Annotated in this window: 23 protein-coding genes; 10 read left to right on the forward strand and 13 right to left on the reverse strand. The window is 70.5% G+C overall.

Annotation, left to right across the window (positions count from 1 at the left end):
• The first annotated feature begins 169 nt into the window (after window positions 1–169).
• A complete protein-coding gene (locus CACI_RS00725; RefSeq protein ID WP_012784395.1) occupies window positions 170–1,447 on the forward strand; it encodes a PP2C family protein-serine/threonine phosphatase in 1,278 nt (425 codons plus the stop codon).
• A 118-nt stretch (window positions 1,448–1,565) separates the two neighbouring features.
• Here CACI_RS00725 and CACI_RS00730 read toward each other — a convergent pair whose 3' ends face one another.
• The 9 genes from CACI_RS00730 to CACI_RS00770 form a co-directional block, all read right to left on the reverse strand.
• Window positions 1,566–2,549 carry a hypothetical protein gene (locus tag CACI_RS00730; protein WP_012784396.1) on the reverse strand — a complete coding sequence of 328 codons (984 nt, stop codon included), beginning with the start codon at window positions 2,547–2,549 and terminating at the stop codon, window positions 1,566–1,568.
• A gap of 24 nt (window positions 2,550–2,573) precedes the next feature.
• Window positions 2,574–3,086 (reverse strand): SigE family RNA polymerase sigma factor, encoded by a 513-nt coding sequence (locus CACI_RS00735; RefSeq protein WP_012784397.1) that lies wholly within the window; start codon window positions 3,084–3,086, stop codon window positions 2,574–2,576.
• 69 nt (window positions 3,087–3,155) lie between these two features.
• On the reverse strand, window positions 3,156–4,430 hold the full coding sequence (locus CACI_RS00740) for an SAM-dependent methyltransferase (RefSeq protein WP_012784398.1): 1,275 nt from the start codon (window positions 4,428–4,430) through the stop codon (window positions 3,156–3,158).
• Between the two features lie 64 nt (window positions 4,431–4,494).
• On the reverse strand, window positions 4,495–5,277 hold the full coding sequence (locus tag CACI_RS00745; protein ID WP_012784399.1) for an alpha/beta hydrolase: 783 nt from the start codon (window positions 5,275–5,277) through the stop codon (window positions 4,495–4,497).
• 20 nt (window positions 5,278–5,297) lie between these two features.
• Entirely contained in the window at window positions 5,298–5,696 is a 399-nt protein-coding gene (locus CACI_RS00750) for a type II toxin-antitoxin system HicB family antitoxin (protein ID WP_012784400.1), read from the reverse strand.
• On the reverse strand, window positions 5,693–5,881 hold the full coding sequence (locus CACI_RS00755) for a type II toxin-antitoxin system HicA family toxin (protein ID WP_012784401.1): 189 nt from the start codon (window positions 5,879–5,881) through the stop codon (window positions 5,693–5,695). The genes CACI_RS00750 and CACI_RS00755 overlap by 4 nt, the downstream gene beginning before the upstream one ends.
• 127 nt (window positions 5,882–6,008) lie before the next feature.
• Window positions 6,009–7,346: an NAD(P)/FAD-dependent oxidoreductase gene (locus CACI_RS00760; RefSeq protein ID WP_012784402.1), complete on the reverse strand. Its 1,338-nt coding sequence runs from the start codon at window positions 7,344–7,346 to the stop codon at window positions 6,009–6,011.
• 336 nt (window positions 7,347–7,682) lie between these two features.
• The gene (locus tag CACI_RS00765; protein ID WP_012784403.1) at window positions 7,683–8,639 is read right to left on the reverse strand and encodes a Ppx/GppA phosphatase family protein; all 957 of its coding nucleotides are present in this window, start codon (window positions 8,637–8,639) and stop codon (window positions 7,683–7,685) included.
• A gap of 15 nt (window positions 8,640–8,654) precedes the next feature.
• A complete protein-coding gene (locus CACI_RS00770) occupies window positions 8,655–9,218 on the reverse strand; it encodes a DUF501 domain-containing protein (RefSeq protein ID WP_012784404.1) in 564 nt (187 codons plus the stop codon).
• Between the two features lie 181 nt (window positions 9,219–9,399).
• Here CACI_RS00770 and CACI_RS00775 point away from each other — a divergent pair, with 181 nt between their 5' ends.
• Window positions 9,400–9,819 carry a hypothetical protein gene (locus CACI_RS00775; RefSeq protein WP_012784405.1) on the forward strand — a complete coding sequence of 140 codons (420 nt, stop codon included), beginning with the start codon at window positions 9,400–9,402 and terminating at the stop codon, window positions 9,817–9,819.
• On the forward strand, window positions 9,816–11,402 hold the full coding sequence (locus tag CACI_RS00780; protein ID WP_012784406.1) for a multicopper oxidase family protein: 1,587 nt from the start codon (window positions 9,816–9,818) through the stop codon (window positions 11,400–11,402). Before CACI_RS00775 ends, CACI_RS00780 begins: the two co-directional genes overlap by 4 nt.
• A gap of 143 nt (window positions 11,403–11,545) precedes the next feature.
• On the opposite strand, the gene CACI_RS00785 is transcribed toward CACI_RS00780, so the two are convergent.
• Complete coding sequence (locus CACI_RS00785) at window positions 11,546–12,751, reverse strand: GAF domain-containing sensor histidine kinase (RefSeq protein WP_012784407.1); 1,206 nt, start codon at window positions 12,749–12,751, stop codon at window positions 11,546–11,548.
• A gap of 162 nt (window positions 12,752–12,913) precedes the next feature.
• A complete protein-coding gene (hisC, locus tag CACI_RS00790) occupies window positions 12,914–13,984 on the reverse strand; it encodes a histidinol-phosphate transaminase (RefSeq protein WP_012784408.1) in 1,071 nt (356 codons plus the stop codon).
• A gap of 84 nt (window positions 13,985–14,068) precedes the next feature.
• On the opposite strand from hisC, the gene CACI_RS00795 reads away from it, so the two are divergent.
• The 7 genes from CACI_RS00795 (at window position 14,069) to CACI_RS00825 (ending at window position 22,732) form a co-directional block, all read left to right on the forward strand.
• Window positions 14,069–15,214: an alpha/beta fold hydrolase gene (locus CACI_RS00795; protein ID WP_012784409.1), complete on the forward strand. Its 1,146-nt coding sequence runs from the start codon at window positions 14,069–14,071 to the stop codon at window positions 15,212–15,214.
• Between the two features lie 117 nt (window positions 15,215–15,331).
• Window positions 15,332–16,303 carry a GlxA family transcriptional regulator gene (locus CACI_RS00800; RefSeq protein ID WP_012784410.1) on the forward strand — a complete coding sequence of 324 codons (972 nt, stop codon included), beginning with the start codon at window positions 15,332–15,334 and terminating at the stop codon, window positions 16,301–16,303.
• 36 nt (window positions 16,304–16,339) lie between these two features.
• Window positions 16,340–16,984, forward strand: coding sequence for a DJ-1/PfpI family protein (locus tag CACI_RS00805; RefSeq protein ID WP_012784411.1), 645 nt, complete (start codon window positions 16,340–16,342; stop codon window positions 16,982–16,984).
• A 307-nt stretch (window positions 16,985–17,291) separates the two neighbouring features.
• Complete coding sequence (locus CACI_RS00810) at window positions 17,292–18,095, forward strand: SDR family NAD(P)-dependent oxidoreductase (protein ID WP_012784412.1); 804 nt, start codon at window positions 17,292–17,294, stop codon at window positions 18,093–18,095.
• 130 nt (window positions 18,096–18,225) lie between these two features.
• The gene (locus CACI_RS00815; RefSeq protein ID WP_012784413.1) at window positions 18,226–19,818 is read left to right on the forward strand and encodes an acyl-CoA carboxylase subunit beta; all 1,593 of its coding nucleotides are present in this window, start codon (window positions 18,226–18,228) and stop codon (window positions 19,816–19,818) included.
• Window positions 19,819–19,905: 87 nt separating this feature from the next.
• Complete coding sequence (locus tag CACI_RS00820; RefSeq protein ID WP_012784414.1) at window positions 19,906–21,894, forward strand: ATP-binding protein; 1,989 nt, start codon at window positions 19,906–19,908, stop codon at window positions 21,892–21,894.
• Between the two features lie 76 nt (window positions 21,895–21,970).
• The gene (locus CACI_RS00825; RefSeq protein ID WP_012784415.1) at window positions 21,971–22,732 is read left to right on the forward strand and encodes an AMP-binding protein; all 762 of its coding nucleotides are present in this window, start codon (window positions 21,971–21,973) and stop codon (window positions 22,730–22,732) included.
• Window positions 22,733–22,742: 10 nt separating this feature from the next.
• On the opposite strand, the gene CACI_RS00830 is transcribed toward CACI_RS00825, so the two are convergent.
• Both CACI_RS00830 and CACI_RS00835 read right to left on the reverse strand, forming a co-directional pair.
• A complete protein-coding gene (locus CACI_RS00830) occupies window positions 22,743–23,408 on the reverse strand; it encodes a TetR/AcrR family transcriptional regulator (protein ID WP_012784416.1) in 666 nt (221 codons plus the stop codon).
• Between the two features lie 119 nt (window positions 23,409–23,527).
• On the reverse strand, window positions 23,528–24,493 hold the full coding sequence (locus CACI_RS00835; RefSeq protein ID WP_012784417.1) for an acyl-CoA desaturase: 966 nt from the start codon (window positions 24,491–24,493) through the stop codon (window positions 23,528–23,530).
• Between the last annotated feature and the right edge of the window lie 21 nt (window positions 24,494–24,514).

The following is a 24,514-nucleotide window of genomic DNA, read 5'->3' on the forward strand; positions in this document are numbered from 1 at the left end:
GGGGTGCGACGTCGGATGACTCTCAGTTCTCGCGGAGTCACCCGACGTGCGGCGGCGGCCGCCCGGTGTTCTCTCGGTCTGTCACAGTCTCGCAGATCGTTCGGGCGGAAACGGATGAACCATACGATTAGCCCGCGCGGGAGCTCCGGCCGGGCTAGGCTCGAACGTGATGGCCCCTCGCACCCCCCGTACACCTCTTCCCCGAGACCGCCCCGAAGAAGCGGTCCGGCTGACCCTGCTTTCCCAGGCCGGCGAACTTCTGGCCGGCACGCTGGACCGGCGCCGCCTGGCAGCCCTGGCTTCCCAGCTCATCGTGCCGAGACTGGCCGACTGGGTGGCCCTGTATCCGCCGGCCGCCGATCACTCGATCGTGTCATCGTCCTGGAGCCCGGAACACCTCTGGCACCGGGAGGAGCGCAAGCTGGACGCCCTCGCCGCGGCGCTGGCGGACTGGCACCCGCCGACGGGTGAGGATGGTCACGTTCCAGGATCCGGATCCGGCCGGTGGCCGGTCCAAGTGGCCTCGCCCTACGGCCAGGCGCTGCCGATCCCGCTCGCCGCGCGCGGCGTGTCGCTGGGCACGCTGGTCCTCGGCGGCCCGGGCAAGGGCGGATTCGCCGGCGCGACGCTGCCGCTGCTCATGGAGCTGGCGGGACGGATCTCGGGGGCGCTGGACAACGCGCGGCAGTACGCCGAGCAGGTGGAGATCGTCCGGGGTCTGCAACGCTCGCTGCTGCCGCCCTCGCTGCCCACCGTCGACGGGCTCGACATCGGCGTGGTCTACGAGGCCGCCTCCAACAGCGACGGCGTCCACGTCGGCGGCGACTTCTACGACGTGTTCCCGATCAGCCGCAAGGTCTGGGGCTTCGCGGTCGGCGACGTCTGCGGCACCGGCCCGGAGGCCGCGGCGCTGACCGGGCTGGCCCGGCACTCCCTGCGGCTGCTGGCCCGCGAGGGCCGCTCGCCGGTCACGGTGGTCGAGCGGCTGAACCAGGCGGTGCTGGAAGAGGGCGAACTCGCCGGCGACGCGGGCCGGTTCATCACCCTGCTGTACGGCGAGGTCGAACCCCGCCCCGACGGCTCGGCGCAGCTGGTACTGGTCTGCGCCGGCCACCCGCTGCCGCTGGTCCTGCGGCAGGACGGCAGCGTGCGCGCCGCCGCCAACCCGCAGCCGCTGCTCGGGGTCCTGCCCGACCCGACGCTGTACGCCGAGGACGTGGAGCTCGGCGCCGGGGAGGTCCTGCTGGTCTACACCGACGGCGCGAGCGAGCGCCGCAACGGCCGCCAGATGCTCGGCGACGAGGGCGTGGCGGCCGCGCTGGCGGGCTGTTCGGGCATGACCGCGCCGGGCGTGGTGGCGCGGGTGCGCCAGGCGGTCGCGGACTTCGGATCCTCCGGGACCCGCGACGACCTGGCGCTGCTGGCCCTGCGGGCCTACAAGGGCTGAGACGCCCCTTCGCCACGCGATGCGAGGGTGCGGTCCCGGGTCGGGGGGACCACCCGGGACCGCTGCCGGCCAGAGCCGGCTACCTGTGGTGACGACCGGGGCGGGTCGATCGGTTGTATTACGGCAATCCCTTGACATCCGGCCCGGTGAGGACCTGGGCGAGGCTGTCGTCGGTCCACGGGACCGGGTTCAGGGGCGGCCCGGCGTCGAACTTGGCCGGTGTGGCCGGTGTGGAACTCCCGGCCGCCGGGCCCTCCTGGAGGCCGAAGACGCTGCTGGCCGTGACCTGGACCGTCGAGGTGTCGGGAAACACGCGCGCGGCGACCGTCACCGCGCCGGCCGGGAGGTTCACCGCGTGGGTGACGAGGATGTCGGAGCCGTCGCTTTGATGCGACCGCACACAGGGCGACCAGGCAGTCGGCGCCGGAATCCGGGTGGAGGTCACGAGGGTCCCCAGTCCGCAGGGCTTGTTCTCCATGTTGGCGTCTTGTGCGACGTGCGGGCCCATCGTGGCGATGGACACATAGCCGAAGGGCGTCGTGACGGGACTGAAATTGGAGCTCGCAGGCGGGAAGGTCGAGAGGTCGCCGTTCGGCGACCAGATGCCGTCCGCCTGGACCGCCATGGTGGTGACGCCGGGCGGGGTCGGCGTGATGTCGAGGTCCTGATGGCCGGACACGGTGCGGACGTGCTTCAGGCCCGGATCCAGACGCTGCAGGACGGTGCTGGTCGTCGCCAGGCTGACAGCGGGCATACGGTTCGCCTCGTACTGGTGGCCGGCAGCGACCATGTACGACTCGTGGACGTCGAGGTACTTGGTGAGGTCCAAACCGGGCCAGAGGATCGGGCCGCTCGAGCCGGGCGAGACCGTGTCCCGGGCGTGGAAGACGTTGCCGCCCAAGGCGGTGAAAGCCGTCGCGGACAGGCCCGCGACCGCCATCACGGCCAGGGCTCCGGTCGCCCGGTACCGGGTCTGGCGCCGCTTGCTCAGTCGGGCGGCGCCTGCGGCGTCGGGAGCCCAGTGCGGTTCGTGCCGGCCGGTCCGGGCGCGGTCGAAGACGCCGCGGGCCCAGTCGTCCTCTCGGGTGTCGAGCTCTGTCATGAGATCGTCCTTTTGTCTGTGCGGTCAGTGTTCTGCGGTGACGGACTCGAACGGCGTGCCGGCCAACAGCGGGCGCAGCGCGGCGAGTCCCCTGGCGGCCTGGCTCTTGACGGTGCCCGCGGCGCACCCCAAGAGCCTTGCGGTCTCCTCCACGCTCAGGTCCTCCCAGTAGCGGAGGACCAGGACGGCACGCTGCCGGGGCGGGATCCGGCGCAGCGCCGCGACCAGCACGTCGCGGTCGTCGCCGGGTTCGGTGCCCGGTGCCTCGAGCTCCGGCAGGTACTCGGCCGGAGTCTCCCGGCGCCACTTGGCGCGGCGGGTGTCGAGGTAGGCGCGGAAGAGCGTCGTACGCAGGTAGGCGTCGAAGGTTTCCTGGCGCTTGATCCGGCGCCAGTGCAGATGGACCTTGACGAAGACGGTCTGGACCAGGTCTTCGGCCAGATGCCAGTCCGCGCACATCAGATAGGCGGTGCGCCGAAGCGCCGCGCCCTTGGCGGCGACGAGTTCGGCGAACTCCGCCTCGTAGGACTTGTCCATCCCCCACCTCTCCCTGCTCCTGCGTTGGCAGGAGTTATACGGAAGTGGGGCGCTGCGGGGTTGCTCCGGTCACGGCCGCGTGTACGTGAGCTGCGAGACCCCGAGGTAGCCCGAGGCGAATCCGGCCTCGCAGTAGGCCAGGTAGAACCGCCAGGTGCGGCGGAAGACCTCGTCGAAGCCGTGCCCGGCGACCTTCGGCCAGTTCTCCTCGAAGCGGTGGCGCCAGGCGCGCAGGGTGCGGGCGTAGTCCAGGCCGAAGTCGCGGCGGGCCGCCAGGCGCAGGCCGGCGGTCTCGGCGGCGAAGTCCAGCTCGGGGATCGAGGGGATCAGACCGCCGGGGAAGACGTACTTGTGGATCCAGGAGTACGAGTCCTGGGTCGCCAGCATGCGGTGGTGGGCCATGGTGATGGCCTGGACGGCGACCCGGCCGCCGCGGGCCAGGTTGCGCTCGATGGCCTGGAAGTAGTCCGGCAGGTAGCGGCGGCCGACCGCCTCGATCATCTCCACCGAGACCACGGCGTCGAACGGCTGCTCCTCGGCGACCTCGCGGTAGTCGGCCAGGCGCACCTCGATCCGTCCCGCCAGGCCCGCCGCCGCGATACGCCTGCGCGCCAGCTCCTGCTGCTCCTCCGACAGGGTCACGGTCAGCACCGTGGCGCCGCGCTCGCCGGCCGCCTTGATCGCCAGACCGCCCCAGCCGGAGCCGATCTCCAGCAGCCGGGTGCCCTTGCGCACGCCGGCCGCGTCGAGCATCGCGTCGATCTTGCGGAGCTGCGCGGCGTGCAGGTCGCCGGGACCGTCGGCGTCGGCGACGGGGTCGAACAGCGCCGCGGAGTAGGTCATCGACGGGTCGAGGAACGCCTCGAACATGTCGTTGGACAGGTCGTAGTGCGCGTGCGCGTTGTGGCGCGCCCCGTGCCGGTCGCCGTCCTGGTCGCGGGGCATGTGGTGGGCCGCGAGGCTGCGCATCCGCTGCAGCGGCTTGGGGACCAGGTCCTCCAGCCGGGAGGCCAGCTCGGTGAGCAGCGCGACCAGCTCGTCGCCGGTCTCGGTGTCCCACGCGCCGGTCTGGTAGGCCTCGCCGAAGCCGATCAGGCCGTCCGAGCCCAGCCGGTTCAGGAACTCCTTGGGCCGCCGCACGCGCAGCACCGGTCCGCCGCCGCCGGGGACGCCCGCGCCGGCCAGCGCCAGTCCGTTGGGCGCCACCACGGTGACCGGGACGTCCTTGAGCGCGTGGGTGAACAAGCGGCGCGCGATGCGCGCCCGCACCGGCCGGTCCGGAACCCGCGCGAGGTCGGGCCAGCGGTCGGTGTCGATCAGGGGGGTGGGCGCGGGGTGGGTCATGGTTCCGCTCCGAGATCGGGGTCAGTCTCTGAACGCCTTCAGTAACGTAACACGCTCTTGATCATCAGCTGCGGACGCGCCCGGCGGGGGTCAGAACTCGTTGCAAGCCCTCGGGGGCGGCCGCCTGGAAGGCCTCGGCGATCACGTCGGCGTAGCGGGGCGGCCGGGTTCGGTTCGCGTCCGCCGCCACGACGTGCTGTTCGAGAAGGCATGTATGACTGAACGCCAGGACAAGCCGGTTCCAATCCCGGGCCCGGGACAGCATGGTGTGCCCGGAGCCGGGGAGCACGATGCGCGCGACATCGTGTCCTTCTGCCCGAGCGCGCGCGGCGTATTCGTACGAGGAACGCGGCGAGGTGACGCGGTCCCGCGTCCCGTGCGCCAACAGCAGCCGGCGCCCGGCCAACTGCCCGGTCGGCTCCTGCGCCGGCAGCCACGGCGCCAGCCCGAGCACGCCGACCACCCCCGGCGCGTCGGCGGCGTTCACCACGGCCCGCCCGCCGAGCGAATGCCCGGCCAGCACCAGCGGCACCTCGCCGTACCGCTCGGTCAGCCGCGCGGCAGCCCACCACACATCCGGCACCGGCGCCCGCTCGGCACCGTTCCACCCCTGATACCGGAAGCACATGGTGTGCACCGCCACCCCGCGCCCCGCCAGCCGCGGCGCCACCGCCCGCGCGATCATGCGCATCCGCGTCACGGGACCGCCGCGCCGATGCGGCGCCTCATGCGAGGTCTCCTTGCCGCCGTGCGCCAACAAGACGACGCCGACGACGCCGCCGCGGACCGGATGAACCGGCGGGTCGAGGCGGGGTTCGGATGCGGGATGAATTTCTTCCCTGCTCACGGGAGCGAGGGTACAGCCGCCTAGTGATCTGTAAGTAGCTGGTAGACACGCTGCTTGCTGACGCCCAGCAGGACTGCCGCGTCGACGACCTTCACGCCGGCCGCCTTGAGTCTGCGCGCGGACTCCCGGAGCTTCCTTTGTTCGGCCGCGGCGGCCTCGTCGCGGGCGGCCCGAGCCCGCGCCACCTCGCTTATGGTGTCTTCGGCGTGGCCCGGAAGCCGGACCTCCATCGCGACGGCGACCCGGTCCGGAGCGGTGTCGAGCATCGTGGCGATCGCGTCGCGGGCCATGGCCCGAGCTTGCTCGTAGGTCCGCCCCTGCGTGTACACACCCCGCAGGTCCGGGACGGTGACCACCCACCACTCGCCGTCCAACTCGGCGATGGCACGGTAGGTCTCGGGGGTCGCGGGTCCGGTCACTGGCTCGCCTCCTTAAGGATCTTCTTGGCTAGAAGTTCGGAGATCTCAGTGTGCCGAGGGATAGTCAGGTGGAGTGCGCCGACACGGTAGATGTCGTGACTTCCGCCGTGGCGGACGAGCTCGAAGTCGACTGACGCCTCAGCGGCGATATCTGAGAGCGCTTTCAGCAGGTCACGCCGTTTCACACTGAAATTCTATTTCGACTAGACCTGCTCAATCTATCTTAACTAGACATCTTCACCCTCGCGAGCGAAAAAGCCGGAGCCCGCCGAAGCAAAGCTCCGGCGGGCTCCGGCCCGGGACTGGTCGGGCTCAGGCGGCCTTGCGCTGCTCGCCGGCGGCCTCGGCGAACTCATCGCGCGGGCGCTCGATGGAGCCCAGGCCGACGGCTTCGCGGCGGAAGAACAGGGCCAGGGTCCAGTCGGCGATGACGCGGATCTTGCGGTTGAAGGTGGGGACGCGGCTCATGTGGTAGGTGCGGTGCATGAACCAGGCCGGCCAGCCGCGCAGCCGGATGTTGTAGACGTCGGCGACGCCCTTGTGCAGGCCCAGGGAGGCCACCGAGCCGACGTGCTTGTGCTTGTACTCGCGGGGTTCGAAGCCGCGGACGGCCGCCACCACGTTGTCGGCGAGCTGCTTGGCCTGGCGCACCGCGTGCTGCGCCGAGGGGGAGCACCACTTGCCGGGGTTGGCCAGGTCCGGTACCTGCGCGCCGTCGCCGGCCGACCAGACGTCGGCGAAGCCCTCGACCTGCAGGGTCGCGCCGGCCTTGACGTGGCCGCGCTCGCCCAGCGGCACGCCGAAGCGCTGCACCACCGGGTTCGGCTTCACCCCGGCGGTCCACACGATGGTGGAGGCCACCATCTTGGTGCCGTCGGAGAGCTGCACGCGGCGGTTGACGCAGGACTCCAGGAACGTGTTCAGCTTGACCTGGATGCCGCGCTTCTCCAGCTCGTGGACGGTGTACTCGCCCAGGGCCGGCCGCACCTCGGGCAGGATGCGCCCGGAGCCCTCGACCATCACCCAGCGCATGTCCTCCGGGCGGATGTTCGGGTAGATCTTGCAGGCGTCGCGCGCCATGTCCTCCAGCTCGGCGATCGCCTCGATGCCGGCGAAGCCGCCGCCGATGAAGACGAAGGTCAGCGCGCGGCGGCGGATCTTCTCGTCCTTGGTGGTGGCCGCGATGTCCATCTGGCCCAGGACGTGGTTGCGCAGCGCTATGGCCTCTTCGATCTGCTTGAAGCCGATGCCGTTCTCGGCCAGGCCCGGGATCGGCAGGGTGCGCGCGATCGAGCCCACGGCGATCACCAGCTGGTCGAACTCCAGCTCGTAGGGCTCGCCGGCGATCGGCTCGATCGTGGCGACCTTGCGGTTCTGGTCGATGTCGGTGACCCGCGCGGTGAGCACCTCGGCGCGCTTGAGCACCGAGCGCAGCGGCACCACGACGTGGCGCGGGGACAGGGAGCCGGCCGCCGCTTCGGGCAGGAACGGCTGGTAGGTCATGTACGAGCGCGGGTCGACGACCGTGACCAGTGCTTCGTCCTTGCCGAGCTTCTTGAGGATGCGGTGCGCCGTGTACATCCCGACGTAGCCGCCGCCCACGATCAGAATCCGAGGGATCGCCTTGCCGTTCCCGCTCGCCTTACCCACTTGATGCTCGCCTCCGCCGCCTAGTCCAAGGCCGCCGTCTCGACGCTCGATCTTCTTACTTTTCAAGCGTAGAGAGGTTTGGAGAGCACCCCGTGCGGCGAAAGTTAACAGCTGGTGCGCGCGGGAAGATTTGGGCGCGTTTGACCGCAGATATACCAGTGACCCTGGTCACACTGTGAGGAACATTACAGCCTACGCGACACAGTGTCAGGTAGTGAGACATGTTCGACGTCTCGTAGAAGAATAGCGCCGCCCGTGAATACGAGCGGCGCCACGGCGAGAGTTCCCCATGAGACACGCGGTCCGGCGGAGCGGCCTTCGGATGCGCTGAGCAGGTCAGGCGATGCTCGCGGCGATCCCGTCCAGGATGTCCCGCTCGCTGACCACGACCTCCGGCGCCGCCAGGCTCGGCGCGACCCGCTCCATGATCGCCAGCAGCACCAGCGCCCCGGCGCCGATCACGTCGGCGCGCCCCGGGTGGATGACCGGGATCGCCTTGCGTTCGTCGGGTGTCAGGCCGAGCAGCCGGGTGGTGATGTCGCGGACCCGGCCGAGCGGGATGTGCGAGAGGTGGATGCGCTCGGAGTCGTACTCGTCCAGGTCCAGGGCGACCGCGCCGAGCGTGGTCACGGTGCCGGCCAGGCCGACCAGGGTGCGCGCCTCGTCCAGCGGGACGGCCTCGGCGGCCCGGTCGATCAGCTTCTCGATGTCCGCGCGCGCGGCCTTGACCTGTGCCTCGGTCGCGACGCCGGCGGTCTTCAGGTGCCGCTCGTACATCCGCACGCAGCCCATGTCGACGCTGCGGGCGGCGATCACGCCGCGCTCGGCGTCGCCGAGCACGAACTCCGTGGACCCGCCGCCGATGTCGATGACCAGGTAGGGCGCCTGGTGCCGGTCGTGCGGCAGCTCGGAGGTGGCGCCGGTGAAGGAGAATCGCGCCTCCTCGTCGCCCGTGGCCACGTACGGCTCGACCCCGAGGATGCCCTTGACGCCCTCGACGAACTCGCGCCGGTTCTCGGCGTCGCGGGTGGCGCTGGTGGCGACGAAGCGCAGCGGGATCGGCGTGCCGCCGCTGTGCCGCTCGATCAGGTCCTGGTACTCCAGACAGGCCGCGAAGGTGCGCTCCAGCGCGGCCGGCGCCAGCCGGCCGGTGGCGTCCACGCCCTCGCCGAGGCGCACGATGCGCATCTCGCGCACCACGTCCTCGGTCCTGCCGGTGCGCGGGTGGACGTCGGCGATCAGGAGCCTGATGGAGTTGGTGCCGCAGTCGATCGCGGCCACGCGCTTGGTCATGTCGTCCATGTTCCGCTATGCACCCGGTTCCTCGCTCGGTGTGACGCATGGCCCGGACTTCCACCACTCCGGGAGCAGCGCCAGCGCCTCGTCGCCCAGCGGGTTCACCCCAGGGCCGGCGGCCAGCGTGTGGCCGACCAAAACGTGCAGGCACTTCACCCGGTCCGGCATGCCGCCGGCGGTCGGGAAGCCGTCCAGAACTTCGATGGCGTCGCGCCGAGCCCGGTACTCCTCGTCGGCCGCGCGGTAGGCGGCGGCCAATTCCGGATCGGTCTTCAGGCGCTCGGTCATCTCTTTCATCAAGCCCGAGGCCTCCAGGGTCCCGATCGCCGAGGCCGCCTTGGGGCAGGTCAGGTAGAACAGCGTCGGGAACGGCGTGCCGTCGGGCAGCCGCGGCGCGGTCTCGACCACGTCCGGGTTGCCGCACGGGCAGCGGTGCGCGACCCGGCGCACGCCGCGCGGCGTACGGCTCAGCTGCGCCTCGACGGCGGCCAGGTCGGCCTGGCTGACAGCGTCGGCCTCTGGCGCGGCCGCGGGCGCGGGTCGGGAGGTGTCGGGGGTAGGAGCGTCGTTCGTCATGGCGCGTCCAGCCTACGTCCCGATCGCCGTACGCACCGCCCGTGGCGGCGGCGCCGGGCTACTTCCGGGGGAGTACGCGTGCTGACTCCCCTGGAGGGACGCGTAGATCAATTCCGGCCTGCCAGTGTCGTGAGGTCATCGAGAACTGTGAGAGCCCATTACGTCGAGGGGGACGTACCAGATGCTTCCGGCTTTGCGCGTGGTGGCGGTACTCCACGCGCTGTCCTTCATCGTGCAGCCGGTCCTGGCCGGCCTGTTCCTGTCCGGCCAGGACACGGCGGTCGACATGCACGCCACCAACGGCATGATCGTCGTGACGCTGTGCCTGGTCATGACGATCCTCGCCCTCCCGGTCTGGCGCCGGGGTCTGCTCCCCCGCGCGGCGTTCACGACGTCGGCCGCCCTGCTGGTCGTCGAGGTGATCCAGATGATGGTCGGCTTCACGCACATCATGTGGCTGCACATCCCGCTCGGCGTGCTGATGATGGGCGGCGTCGCCCAGCTCATGCCGCTGGTGATGCGCCCGTACCGGCCCTCGGCCGAGCGGACTGCCGCAGCTGGCGCGGTCGTGGCGTTCCCGGCCGTGGAGGCCGGGGAATGAGCGGTCCACGCCTGTCCCGCCGCGGCGCGCTGCGGCTGTTCGGCGGCGCCGGCGCGGTGGCGGTCCTGTCGCCGACGCTGGCCGGCTGCGCCAAGCCCGGCAACGACGGGATCAACCCGGGAACCTTGTCCAGCAAGGCGAAGCTGCCGAAGCCGTTCAGCATCCCGCTGCCGATCCTGAAACCGCTGGCTCCGGATTCCACGGATGCCCAGGGCGTCCACTACTCGATGACGCTCAAGCAGGCCGAGGTCGAGATCCTGCCCGGCTACCGGACGAAGATCTTCGGCTACAACGGGACGTTCCCCGGGCCGTATCTGGACGTGCACGCCGGCACGCCGATGGTCGTGCACCAGACCAACCAGCTGCCGGTACCTATCGTCACGCACCTGCACGGCGGTCTGACCCCGCCCAGCGACGACGGCTTCCCCACCGACCTGGTGTTCCCGCAGGCGTTGGCGGATATGGCGGATCCAGGGATGGCGGCGTCGATGGCTGGCATGGACGGGATGCCGTCGATGAAGGATCCGCTGGCGCATCTGACCGCGGTGCAGCGGGACTACGTCTTCCCGCTCAACCAGCGCGCTTCCACGCTCTGGTACCACGACCACCGCATGGACTTCAGCGGCGTGCAGGTGTGGCGCGGGCTGTTCGGGCTCTGCGTGCTGCGCGACGCCGAGGACGACAAGCTGCCGCTGCCCAAGGGCGAGCGCGAGATCCCGCTCATGATCGCCGACCGCGCCTTCGACGCCGACGGCCAGCTGATCTACCCGGAGAAGGACCCGACGCTGCTCGGCAAGCCGAGCATGGACAAGTCGATCGCCGCCGGCGCGCAGGGCGACGTGATCCTCGTGAACGGCGCGCCCTGGCCCTATCTGGAGGTCGCGGCGGTCAAGTACCGGCTGCGGCTGCTCAACGCCTCCAACGCCCGGCGCTACGAACTGAAGCTGGACGGTCCCGGCGGCGGCGAGTTCGTCCAGGTCGGCTCCGACGGCGGTCTGCTGGCCGCGCCGCTGACCCACTCCACGCTGCACATGTCGCCGGCCGAGCGCTTCGACGTGGTCGTGGACTTCTCCAAGTACCCGGTCGGCTCGACGGTGACGTTGAAGAACTCCGCCGCCAGCGGCGGACCCGGGCAAGTGATGCAGTTCAAGGTGACCTCGCACGCCGCCGACGACTCCTCGGTCCCGGCCACGCTGTCCACGATCGAGAAGCTGACCGTGAATGGCGCCAAACGGCGCCTGGTCTTCGCCCTCGACGGCGACCAGTGGCACGTGAACGGCAAGGCCTTCGACCCGGCGCACCCGCTGGTGAAGCCGGAGTTCGGCAAGACCGAACAGTGGACGGTGACCTCCGTCGAGCGGCATCCGGTACACCTGCACGGCGCGCATTTCCAGGTCACCGGCCGCGGTTCCGGCGGACTCGGCGAGTACGACCACGGCTGGAAGGACACAGTGGAGCTGTCTCCGGGCTCTGAGATCACCCTGGCGGTGCGGTTCGACTCCTACCGGGGGCGGTATGTCGCGCACTGCCACAACTTGGAGCACGAGGACATGGGGATGATGGCGACCATCCAAGTGGTCTGATTCTGAGCGCTCGCATCTCTGTCGCCATCGCCATCGCCATTTTGGGCCCGGTCCTTTTCCCAGCCTTCCGGCTGGAGCTACGAACGTGGCCGGAAACCCTTTGTCCGCCCCGATTTGTCCGCCTCGGCTCGTCCGCGCCGGCTCTACAGCGGGACCCGCCACGACACCCTGGTCCCCCGGTCGCCGTCGGCGGGTCCGGCGTGGAAGCTGCCGCCGAGTTCCCGGGCGCGGGCGGCGAGGTTGGACAGGCCCTGGCGGGCGGTGCGCGGGTTCGGGCGCCAGCGCGGCATCGGGGCGCCGCCGTCGTCGAGGACGTCGAGGGTCAAGGTGGTGGCCGGTCCGGTCTCTACCGTCACCACCACCTCGACCCGGGTCGCGCCGGCGTGCTTCGCGGCGTTCGCCAGGGTTTCGCGGACGGCGGCGACCAGGTGCGCCCCGGTGTCGCCGCCGACGAGGGAGTCCAGCGGGCCGGTGAAGCGGACCGAGGGCTCGAAGCCCAGGACGCGCGCGGCGCGCGAGGCCTCGCGCAGGACCCGGGCGCGGGTGGAGGTGGCCTCCTGGTCGGCGGTGAGCTGGAGGTCGAAGATCGTGGTGCGGATCTCGGCGATCGCGGCGTCGAGTTCGTCGATGACGCCGTCCAGACGCCCGGCGGCGGCGGGCAGGTCCGGGCCGGGGGAGTTCAGCCGGCGGCTCAGCGTCTGCAGCGACAGGCCGGCGGCGAAGATCCGCTGGATGGTGAGGTCGTGCAGATCGCGGGCGATGCGCTCGCGGTCGGCGTAGACCGCCAGCCGGTCCTCGGCGGCGCGGGCCTCGGTGAGCGCCAGCGCCAGGCCCGCCTGGTGCGCGAAGGCGGTGGCCAGCCGGGCGTCCTCCTCGTCGAAGGTCCGGCCGCCCGGGGCGTTGGCCAGGACCAGCGTGCCGATCGGCCGGTCATCGCGCTGCGCCAGGGCGGCGTACACGATGGCGCCGAACCGGCGGAAGGGCGGCGCCAGTTCCTCCGGGTCCACGTCCCCGGCCTCCAGCGCGAGCGCCCGGCCGGTGACCGCCACCTGCACCGACCGCCGGTGCGGTTCCACGAACGCTCCGCGCACCTGGTCGGCAGCCAGTCCGGTGGCCACGTCGATGCGCCAGCTGCCGTCCACGTGCTGCAGCAGCAGCGAGCAGTGGTCGGCGCCGGAGGCCTCCCGGGCGCGCTCGGCGACCAGGGTCAGGACCTCGTGCGGGTCCACGGCGATCAACATCAGGGTGATGACGTCCGCAGCCGCCGAGAGCCACGACTCGCGGCGGCGCGAGGCGGCCAGGGCCTCGCGCAGATCGGCTATTTCGGGCGATTCGCGTGATTCGGACATCGGTCCGAGTCTAGGCCGAAGGCTGCGAAACGGCTCCCGGTGCGATGTCAGGGACGCGAGTCCCGAGTCCCGAGTTCCGAGTCCCGAGTTCCGAGTCCCGAGTCCCGAGTCCCGAGTTCCGAGACCCGCGACCCGCGACTCGCACCGGGCCGGCGCTCGTCGCTACTCCTGGAACTCGGCTGTGACCCGCAGCAGGATGTCGTTCGCCTCGACCTCGCCGACGGTGATCCGCGCGCCCTCGCCGGCGAACGGCCGCACCACGATCCCGGCTGCCTCGGCCTTCGCGGCGAACTCGGCCGTGCGCTCGCCGAGACGCAGCCAGATGAAGTTGGCCTGGCTCTCCGGCACGGTCCAGCCCTGCTCGCGCAGCGCCTCGGTGACCCGCGTGCGCTCCTGGACCAGCGCCTCGCAGCGCTCCAGCAGCAGCTTCTCGGCGCGCAGCGACTCGATCGCGGCGACCTGCGCCAGGCTGTTCACCCCGAACGGCACGGCGGTCTGGCGCAGCGCCGCGGCGACCGGCTCGTGCGCGATCGCGAACCCGACGCGGAGTCCGGCCAGGCCGTAGGCCTTGGAGAAGGTGCGCAGGACGGCGACGTTGGGGCGGTCGCGGTAGAGGTCGACGCCGTCCGGGATGCTGTCGTCCCGCACGAACTCCCGGTACGCCTCGTCGATCACGACCAGCACGTCGCTGGGGACCCGGTCCAGGAAGCGCACCAGGGCGTCCTCGGAGATCGCGACGCCGGTCGGGTTGTTCGGGTTGCACACGAAGATCAGCCGCGTGCGGTCGGTCACCGCGGCGGCCATCGCGTCCAGGTCGTGGTGCTCCTCGGGGGTCAGCGGGACGCGCACCGAGGTAGCGCCGGAGATCTGCGTGATGATCGGGTACGCCTCGAAGGAGCGCCAGGCGTAGATCACCTCGTCCCCCGGACCCGAGGTGGCCTGCAGCAGCTGCTGGGCCACGCCGACCGAGCCGGTCCCGGTCGCGACGTGCTCCACCGGCACGCCGAAGCGCTCGGCGATCTCCGAACTCAGCGCCGAGCAGCCCATGTCCGGGTAGCGGTTGAAGTTCTCCGCGGACTTCTGGACCGCCTCCAGGACACCCGGCAGCGGCGGGTAAGGGTTCTCGTTCGAGGAAAGCTTGAAGGCGGAGGCGTCGGGGTTCTTTCCTGCCTTGTAGGCGGGGATGCCGCGCAATGCTTCACGGAGCTTCGGGGTCTGGACGTCGTCGGCCACGGCTGGAATCTCCTTCTCGGGGGTGATCTCAGATTAACCTTCCCGGGACTTTTCGGTGACCGCCCCAAGCGGGACAAAACAGGTGTGACCCTCAACGGATTCGCCTACGGAGAGCTGTCATTCGGAGCGGACGGTCAGCCGGCCGATCCCACCCAGCGAGGCGCCGCCCCGGCGGTGGCCCTCGGCGCGGACGTGACGGACCTGCTCGTGCTCTCGCACGGCTGGCTCGACGACCCGCCACGCGCGCAGATCCTGTACGCCGGCCTCACCGAGGCGATCGTCCAGGCCGGCGGCGCGCCGCCGGGACTGGCCGTCCTCGGAATCCTGTGGCCTTCCAAACGATTCGACGCCGAGCCGGAGGTCCAGGTCGCGGCGACGGTGGCGGCGACCGATCCCAGCGGCCGGGCCGCGGAGTCCTTCGTCACCCGGGTCCGGCACCGCGTCGGCGCGCAGCTGGAACTCCTCCCGGTGACGGCGGAGTACGCGAACCCCGGCGACCACCAGGCCACCTTCTTCGGCCTGGAGCCCCGAGCGCTGCTGGAGAAGTTCGGGTCGATCGAGGACGGGATCGACGCGGTCCTGAACCTGTCGACCTACTACGAGATGAAAGGCCGGGCCGGCGCGGTCGGCAAGGGGTTGGTCCCGGTGCTCGCCGCGGTGCGCGAGGCCCGGCCGGAGGTGCGGCTGCATCTGGCCGGGCACAGCTTCGGGGCGCGGGTGATGGCCTCCGCGCTGGCCAACTGCGAAGCGTTCCCGGTGTCGTCGGTGACGCTGATCCAGGGCGCGTTCTCGCAGTTCGGGTTCGCCAAGCAGTGGGACGGCGTACACGACGGCCTGTTCCGGCCGGGGTTGTTCGGCGGGCGGCTGAAGGGACCGGTGGTCGTGACCCATTCGCGGCACGACCACATGGTCGGGCTCGCGTACGAGTTGGCGTCGCGGATGGCGGGTGACCAGCCGGACACGACGGGGATGGCCGGCCATGTCCACGTGCACGACGAGTACGGCGCCATCGGGTCGCACGGCGCGCTGTCCACGCCGGAATCGGTGTGGGGCACCATGCTGCCGGTGCAGGGCGCGGGGTACGCGTTTCCGGCCGGGGCGATCAGCAACCTGGACGGGAACGCCTATATCCCGAACCACTACCACGTCATGACGCCGGAGATGGGGAAGGTCCTGGTCGCGGCGATGACGGCTTGCGAGGCGGAGTACGGGGTGGCGGAGGCGAGCTGAGGCGTGCTTCTTTTCTGGCTGCCTTCTTAGCTATTGACGGATCCGGCCTGCGCCTATGGCCGGATTCGTCACTCGCGTGTCGTTGCGGACCTCGTCGGCGGCGGCGAGGCTTGAAGCATGAGCCGCCGCGTGGTGTTCCTGGTCTTTCCGCGCTTCCAGCTGCTCGACCTCACCGGGCCGCTGGAGGTGTTCTCGCAGGCGGACATGCTGTTCTCGCCGGGGCGGCAGCGGTATGTGACCGAGGTGGTGGCCCTCGGCGCCGAGCCGGTGACGGCGTCCGACGGGTTGGCGGTCGTGCCGCACCGGACGCTCGCCGACGCCGCCGAGCTGCCGATCGACACGTTGGTGGTGGTCGGCGGCCGTGGAGTCCGGACCGCGATGACGGATCCGGTGTACGTCGAGTGGGTTCGGGCGGCGGCCGGCCGGGCGCGGCGGGTCACGTCGGTGTGTTCCGGGACGTTTCTGCTGGCGGCCGCGGGGTTGCTGGACGGCCGGCGTGCGGTCACGCACTGGGATTCCTGCGAGGAGTTGGCGGAGCGGTTCCCGGAGATCCGGGTCGAGGCGGACCCGATCTTCGTCCGTGACGACCCGTTGTGGACCTCCGCCGGGGTCACGGCCGGCGTGGACCTCGCGTTGGCGCTCGTCGAGGACGACCTCGGCGCGGAGGTGGCGCGGCGGATCGCCAAGCAGCTGGTGGTGTTCGTGCAGCGGCCGGGCGGACAGGCACAGTTCAGCACGCAGCTGGCGGCGCAGCGTCCGGGGCGTGACGCGTTGCGCGAGACGCAGACGTGGATCGCCGACCATCTCGACGACAACCTCAGCCTGGCGGCGCTGGCACGGCGCGCGGCGCTGAGCGAACGGCACTTCTCGCGCGTGTTCCGCGCCGAGACCGGGATGACGGTGGCGGCGTATGTCGAGGCCGCCCGGATCGAGGCGGCGCAGCGTCTGCTGGAGAGCACGCGCGACGGCCTCGACCGGATCGCGCGCACCTGTGGCTTCGGCACGGTCGAGACCATGCACCGCACCTTCAACCGGACGATCCGGGTCACGCCCGGGGAGTACCGGCGGCACTTCAGTTCCCCCAGGTGAAGAACCCTGCCAGGACCGATCGACGAGGAGTCGACCATGCCCCGCATCGCCATCCCGCTGTTCCCCGGCTTCATGCCCCTGGACGTCGTCGGCCCGTACGACGTCCTCCGCTTCCTGCCAGACCACGAGGTCGTCTTCGTCGCATCCGACCCCGGCGTGATCAACGGCGCCGACGGCGGCTTCGGCCTCCAGGCCCAAGCCACCCCCGCCGACATCGACACCTGCGACATCCTCCTGGTCCCCGGCGGCCGAGGCACCCGCGACCACGCAGCCCGCAAGGACCTGACCGACTGGATCGCCCGCATCCACCAAACCACCACCTGGACCACCTCGGTCTGCACCGGCTCCCTCCTCCTCGGCGCAGCCGGAATCCTCACCGACACCGACGCCACCACCCACTGGAACGCCATCCCCGCCCTCGAATCCTTCGGCGCCCACTACACCCCCGAACGCGTAGTCCGCCGCGGCAAGGTGGTCACCGCAGCAGGAGTTTCTTCCGGCATCGATATGGCACTCACCCTCGCGGGACTGATCGAAGGCGACGAATTCGCCCAAGCAGTCCAACTCTGGATCGAGTACGACCCGCAGCCCCCGCACGACACCGGCTCGGTCGCCAAAGCCGGCGCCGACCTGACCGCGCGGACGCCGGGGCTGATCGGGGGCGGCGGGCGGCGGGGATGAGTCGGCGGAAGGTAGGCGGCTCGGCGGCGGTTCGCGATCGGGTACCGGCGAGGGAGCTGATCCGGCGCAGTTGGCGGCGGAAATGAGTGGTCTGCGAAGCGTTGGCTAGATGCAGCTGGGCGCGCGGCGGGGTCGGCGAGGGAGATCCGGCACAGAGCTGGCGAGGCCTTCTGGGCGCGATCGGTTCGCGGTGATCTGTGCTCCGGGAAGAGCCGTCCGAAGGCCGCCAGCGGTGGGCTGGGTGGGGGCGCAAGATCGGTGGGTGGTTGAGATTTCAACCATCTTCGTCGGATCTCAAGGAGTCCTCGTGGACCTCGGGTTGCGTGGCCGGGTTGCTGTCGTCACCGGCGGGAGTAAGGGTATCGGGCTTGCTGTTGTCAGGACGCTGCTGGAGGAGGGGGCGTTTGTTGTGGCTGTCTCGCGGGCGGGGTCGGCGGGGTTGGGGGAGGTGGGTGGGCCGAATCTGCTGCATGTGGCTGGTGATCTGATGGATGCGGGGTTTGCGGCGGAGGTGGTTGAGCAGACTGTTGCGGCGTTCGGGGGGCTGGACATTCTCGTGAACAACGCTGGGGGTCCGCCGCCTGGGGTGGTGCTGCCGCGTGGGCCTTTCTTGGGTGGCGGGGATGTGGATTGGCAGGCTGTCTTCGACTTCAATCTGTTCGCTGTCGTGCGGCTGACGCGGGTTGCTCTGCCGCATCTGATTGAGCGGGGCGGGACGATCGTCAATGTCTCCTCGACGCTGGCTCGGCAGCCTGCCACCAACAATTACGAGTACTCGGCTGCGAAGGCGGCGCTCAGCCATGTGTCCAAGGGCTTGGCTGAGGAGTTCGGGCCGCAGGGGGTGCGGGTGAACACGGTGCTGCCGGGGGTTACGCGGACCAACTGGTGGACCGATGAGGGTGGGGTCGCGGACATGTTCGCCGGGGCGATGGGGATTGATCGGGACACGTTGCTGGACAAGGCGTTGCCCGAGTCGTTGCGGTTGAGCATGGGGCGGATTGTGGAGCCGCAGGAGGTCGCCGATGCGGTGGTGCTGTTGGCGTCGCCGCGGTCGCGGAGTACGAATGGGTCCGAGTTCGTTGTGGACGGCGGGCTGCTGAAGGAGCTGTAGGCCGGCGAGCGGTCGCCCCGAACAGCCCTCGCCGCCGGCGCGCGCGGTGCGTGATCGATTGCGGACCTGCTCGCGCCGGTTTAGGTTACCGACCAGTAGTATCCCCGCCGCGCACCCTTCGGAGGCCGCCATGCCCGTGCTCCGCTCCCAGCTGGATCCGACGTCGGAGGCGGCGCGTGCCGATCGTGAGGCGGTGCTCGGGGCGCTGGAGCGGATCAGGGAACTGCAGCAGAAGGTGCTGGCCGGCGGGGGTGAGAAGTACGCCGAGCGGCATCGGTCGCGGGGCAAGCTGCTGGCGCGGGAGCGGTTGGATCTGCTGCTCGACGAGGATTCGCCGTTCCTGGAGCTGGCGGCGCTGGCCGGGACGCACGATCCGGCCGAGACCGTCGGCGGCGTGTCCGGCATCGGGACGGTGTCCGGTGTCGAGTGCATGATCGGCGCCAACGACCCGACGGTGAAGGGCGGCGCGGTCGGGCCCTCGGGGGTGGCCAAGCAGCTGCGGATGCTGGAGATCGCCGAGCGGAACCGGCTGCCGCTGATCTCGCTGACCGAGTCGGCCGGCGCCGATCTGCCGCGGCAGGCGGACATCTTCGTGCCCGGCGGCGCGTCGTTCAAGGGGATCTCGCGGTTGTCGGCGGCGGGCATCCCGACGCTGTCGATCGTGTTCGGCTCCTCGACGGCCGGCGGCGCCTACGTGCCCGGCATGAGCGAGTTCACCGTGATGGTGAAGAACCAGGCGGCCGTCTACCTCGGTGGTCCGCCGCTGGTGAAGATGGCGATCAACGAGGACACCGACGACGAGACGCTCGGCGGCGCGGACATGCACGCGCGGGTGTCCGGTCTCGCCGACTACCTGGCCCGCGACGAGCGCGACGCGATCCGCATCGGCCGGCAGATCATCGCCGACCTGCGCTGGCGCAAGCGCGGTCCGGGACCGACCGAGAGCGCCGATGAACCGCTCTACGCCGCCGAGGACCTGCTCTCCCTCGCGCCGATGGACTTGCGCCGGCCGGTCGAGGTGCGGGAGATCCTGGCGCGGGTGCTGGACGGCTCGCGCTTCTCGGAGTTCAAGCCGCTGTACGGCACCACCCTGGTCTGCGGCTGGGGTTCGATCCACGGCTACCCGGTCGGCATCCTGGCCAACAACGGCATCCTGTTCTCCGAGGAGGCCAACAAGGGCGCGCACTTCGTCCAGCTGGCCAACGCCCGCGAGGTCCCGCTGCTGTTCGTGCAGAACATCACCGGCTTCATGGTCGGCTCGCGCTATGAGCGCGGCGGCATCATCAAGGACGGCAGCAAGCTGATCAACGCGGTCTCCAACTCCGCGGTGCCGCATGTGACGCTGATGGTCGGCGCCTCCTACGGCGCCGGCAACTACGGCATGTCCGGCCGCGCCTACGATCCCCGCTTCGTGTTCACCTGGCCGAACCACCGGATCGCCGTGATGGGCGGCCGGGAGCTGGCCGGGGTGATGTCGATCGTGCAGCGGCAGAAGGCTGAGAAGGCCGGGCAGCCGTACGACGAGGCCGCCGACGCCCAGACCCGGGAGTTCGTCGAGGCGATGGTCGACGGGCAGTCCGACGCCGTCTACGCCAGCGGCCGGCTGTGGGACGACGGGGTCATCGACCCGCGCCAGAGCCGCACCGTGCTGGGGCTCGCTTTGTCCGCGATCGATTCCGGGCCGGTGGTGGGGACGCGCGCGTTCGCGCCGTTCCGGATGTAGCGCCGAATGCGGCGCTGACGTGGCGTTGGGCCGTGACGACGGTCACAGCTCCCCGAACCGCTGTCCGACCTGTGAGACAGTGACGCCATGCCGACGTATCCGACGTTCTCGACCGTGCTCGTGGCCAACCGGGGCGAGATCGCCCGGCGGGTTTTCCGCACTGCCAAGGCGATGGGCCTGCGCACCGTCGCTGTGTACTCCGACCCGGACGCCGACGCCCCGCACGTGCGCGAGGCCGACGTCGCGGTGGCCCTCGGCGGCAGCACCAGCGCCGAGTCGTACCTGGACGCCGCGAAGATCCTGGACGCCGCGCGCAAGACCGGCGCGGACGCCGTCCACCCCGGCTACGGCTTCCTGTCGGAGAACGCCGGCTTCGCCGAGGCGTGCGCGCAGGCCGGGATCGTCTTCGTCGGACCGTCCCCGGACGCGATCCGCAAGATGGGCATCAAGCACGAGGCGAAGGCGATCGCGAAGGCCGCCGGCGTGCCGGTGCTGCCCGACGCGCTGCTGACCACCGACGAGCCGGACGATTGGCGCCGGTCCTCCGAAGGCGTCGGATTCCCGTTGCTGGTGAAGGCTTCCGCCGGCGGCGGCGGCAAGGGCATGCGGCTGGTCTCCTCCGTGGAGGAGCTCGAGAACGCGGTCTCCGGAGCCCGGCGCGAGGCGGCGGCGGCGTTCGGCGACGGGACGGTGTTCCTGGAGCGCTACCTCGCCGCCTCCCGGCACATCGAGATCCAGGTCTTCGGCGACACGCACGGCAACGCCGTGTTCTACGGCGAGCGCGAATGCTCGGTGCAGCGGCGCCACCAGAAGGTCGTCGAGGAGGCGCCGTCCTCCGCGGTCGGCGCGGCGGTGCGGGCCAAGATGGGCGAGGTCGCGTGCGCGCTGGTGCGCGAGCTGGGGTACGTCGGCGCCGGGACCGTGGAGTTCCTGTTCGACGACACGGACGACTCCTACTACTTCCTCGAGATGAACACCCGGCTGCAGGTCGAGCACCCGGTCACCGAGGAGGTCTGGGGGCAGGACCTGGTCCGGCGGCAGTTCGAGGTCGCCGCCGGCGCGGTGCTCACCGCTCCGGACCCGGAAGCCTTGCACGGCCACGCGATCGAGGTGCGTCTCTACGCCGAGGACCCGGCGCGCAAGTACATCCCGTCGCCCGGCACGCTGGCTCTGTATGAGCACGCTGACGTACCCGGGATCCGGTACGAGGACGGCGTCCGCAGCGGCAGCGTCGTCTCGCACTACTACGACCCGATGCTGTCCAAGGTGGTCGCGACCGGCCTCACCCGCGGCGAGGCGGCGTTGAAGCTGGCGTCGGCGCTCGCCGGGATGCGCATCCAAGGGCTGAAGACCAACCGGGACCAGCTCGTGGCGATCCTGCGCGACCCCGACTTCCTGGCCGGGACCACGCGGACCGACTTCCTGGACCTGCATCCCGCGTTGGCGGCGCCCGAGGACCGGACCGACGTCACCGCGCACCTCGCGGCGGCGCTCGCGGTGTCGGTGCACCGGCGGCGTTCGGCCGGCGGCGCGACCGCGTTCGCTCCGGCCGGCTGGCGGCTGCTGCCCTACGACGGCGCCAACGCGGCGTGGACGCGGCAAGACGTACGGAGAGCGCCGGAAACCCCTATTACGTACCGTTTCGACAGCTCAACGTTGTACCTGATCCACGGCGGAGCCGAGTACGAGGTTTCCCTGAGGGATCTGGGCCCTGACTCGGTGCGCGTGGCGGTGGACGGCGTCGACCGGCTGTGCCGGGTGCGGGTCGCCGAGGACACCGTGGTGTGGGTCGACGACAGCGACGGCGGGCACTCCGCCTGGAAGCCGACGCCGCGTTTCCCGGAGGACGCCGACGCCTTCGCGGCCGACGACGGTGCCGCTGAAGTGCCCGGAACCGTGGTGGCGATCTCCGTGGCCGCCGGGGACCGGGTCAAGGCCGGGCAGGTGCTGGTGAGCATGGAGGCCATGAAGATGGAACACCAGGTGAAGGCCGGGCGCGACGGCGTCGTCGGTTCGGTGGACTGCGCCGTGGGGCAATTCGTGGACGCGCATCAGGTTTTGGTGACGCTGACCTGACCAGACGCGCGGAGATCGTGGTTTCCGCGCGCGCATAGTGCTGGCGCGCAAGGCTGTTACGGCTCAGAATCGGGGCATGCCTGCCACGCAAAGTACTGAGACGCGCGATCCGGTGGAATTCCACTGGCTCGGCGACATCGTGCGTGTGAACCTCGACGGAAACACGCACGGTTCCGTCCTGGCCTACGGAGCCCAGGAGTGGGACTGGACCGAGTTCGACTCCCGGATCCGCAAGTGCGTGACCGGGATCCGCAGCGACCGGCTCCAGCGCGGCCAGCGCGTGGCCGTGCTCGCCCGCAACCACCCGGTCCACTTCGAGACCCTGTTCGCGGCCAGCAACATGGGCCTGGTCTGCACCTGGCTGGACTGGCGCCTGGACCGCGCGCACGTGGTCCACGCCCTGAACGAGTCCGAGGCCCGCATCCTGTTCGTCGGCGAGGAGTTCCTGGACCTCGTCGAGGACTCCATGATGGAGATCTCCTCGGTGGTCAGCACCATCACCGTCGGCGGTCCCGAGGACGAGTACGAGGAGTGGCTGGAGACCCACGAGACCCACGAAGCCCTCCTGCGCGCCGCCCGCGAGGTGGCCGCCAGCTCCGGCCGCGGCGACGAACCGGTCCTGAGGCTCTACTCCTCGACCGGCAAGAAGGGCCCGACCCGCGGCGAGTACACCCACCGCGCCCTGCTGACCTCGGCCGTGGAGATCCTGCGCCGCAAGTCCCTGACCCGTGGCGACGTCGAGGCAGTGGACGCCCCGGTGACGGTGCACGAGGCCGCCGTGCGCGTGCTGGCGAACATGTCGGCGGGCGCTGCGACAGTGTTGGTGCAGGAGGAGTAGGCGAGTGCTCCTACCGCTTGGCGTCAGCCCGCGCGGCGCGCTCCGTCTTCCGCGCCGCCCGCCGGACCTTCGCCTCGGCCTGCTCCTGCACGATCAGGCGGGGCTGGCCCTCTAAGTGCGACAAGCCGTTCCAGGCCAGGTTCACCAGGTGTGCGGCGACCTCGGCCTTGGGGGGTTTGCGGACGTCGAGCCACCACTGGCCGGTGAGGGCGACCATGCCGACGAGCATCTGCGCGTACATGGGCGCGAGCTTGGGGTCGTAGCCGCGGTGCATGAAGTGGACGCCCAGGAGGTCTTCGACCTGGGAGGCGATGTCGGAGATCAGGGAGGCGAAGTTGCCGGTGGAGGTGGTGACCGGGGAGTCGCGGACCAGGATGCGGAAGCCGTCGGTGCTGGACTCGATGTAGTCCAGCAGGGCGAAGGCTGCCTGCTCCAGGAGTTCGCGGGCGTGTTCGCCGGTGAGGCCGCTGGTCACCATGGACAGGAGCTTGGCCATCTCGCGGTCCACCACGACCGCGTAGAGGCCTTCCTTGCCGCCGAAGTGCTCGTAGACGACCGGCTTGGAGACGCCGGCCTTGGTCGCGATCTCCTCCACCGAGGTGGCGTCGAAGCCGCGCTCGGCGAACAGGGTCCGGCCGATCTCGATGAGCTGCTCCCGCCGTTCCTTGCCGCTCATCCGGGTGCGGGACGCCGGGGCGGGGGTTCGGGAAGTCACAGGGCATTCTCTCAGGTTTCTCGCGACATGACGCGACCGGGAGGGGGACCGCGCCGCGTCACGCCGCGTGCGGTTGCCCCTTATGGAGCGGCTTCACCGCGCAATTTCAAGGCGACCCGCTCCCGGGAAGGCCACCGCACATCCCGGACCCACCCGAACTTCTCGAACAGCCAGATGATCCGCGCCGAGGAGTCGATCTGCCCGCGCAGCACGCCGTGGCGGGCCGCGGTCGGGTCCGAGTGGTGCAGGTTGTGCCAGGACTCGCCCATGGAGAGCACCGCCAGCCACCAGACGTTGCCGGAGCGGTCGCGGGAGCGGAACGGGCGCTCGCCGACGGCGTGGCAGATCGAGTTGATCGACCAGGTCGTGTGGTGCAGCAGCGCGATGCGGACCAGCGAGCCCCAGAAGAAGGCGGTCAGTATCCCCTGCCAGCTCCAGGTCACCAGCCCGCCGACGGCCGCCGGCAGCAGCAGGGAGACCAGCACCAGGTAGGGGAAGGCGCGCGAGACGCGCACGATCGCCCGGTCCTTCAGCAGGTCCGGGGCGTACTGCTGCTGGTTGGTCTGCTCGGCGTTGTACAGCCAGCCGATGTGCGCGTGCCACAGGCCCTTCATCAGGGCCGGGAGCGTCTCGCCGTAGCGCCACGGCGAGTGCGGATCGCCGTCGTGGTCGCTGTAGCGGTGGTGCTTGCGGTGGTCGGCGACCCAGCGGATCACCGGGCCCTGGACCGCCAGCGAGCCGGCGATCGCCAGACCCACCCGCAGTGCCTTCTTGGCCTTGAAGGAGGAATGGGTGAACAGGCGGTGGAAGCCGACCGTCACGCCGTGGCCGCTGATGGCGTACATCACCACCGCGATGATCAGATCGGTCCATGTCATGCCCCACCCCCAGACCACGGGGACGGCGATCACCAGGGCGGCGAAGGGCACGCCGATGACGAAGCTGAGGGCGATGCGCTCCTTGAAGGACTGGGTCTCGCCCCCGCGGGTTCCTCGGACCGTGGCGGGGGCGGTGGGCTGCTGCTGCGGAACCGAGGTTTGTGTCATCGCGATCATGCCTTGGAGGGA

Source organism: Catenulispora acidiphila DSM 44928, from assembly GCF_000024025.1.
Classification (GTDB): domain Bacteria; phylum Actinomycetota; class Actinomycetes; order Streptomycetales; family Catenulisporaceae; genus Catenulispora; species Catenulispora acidiphila.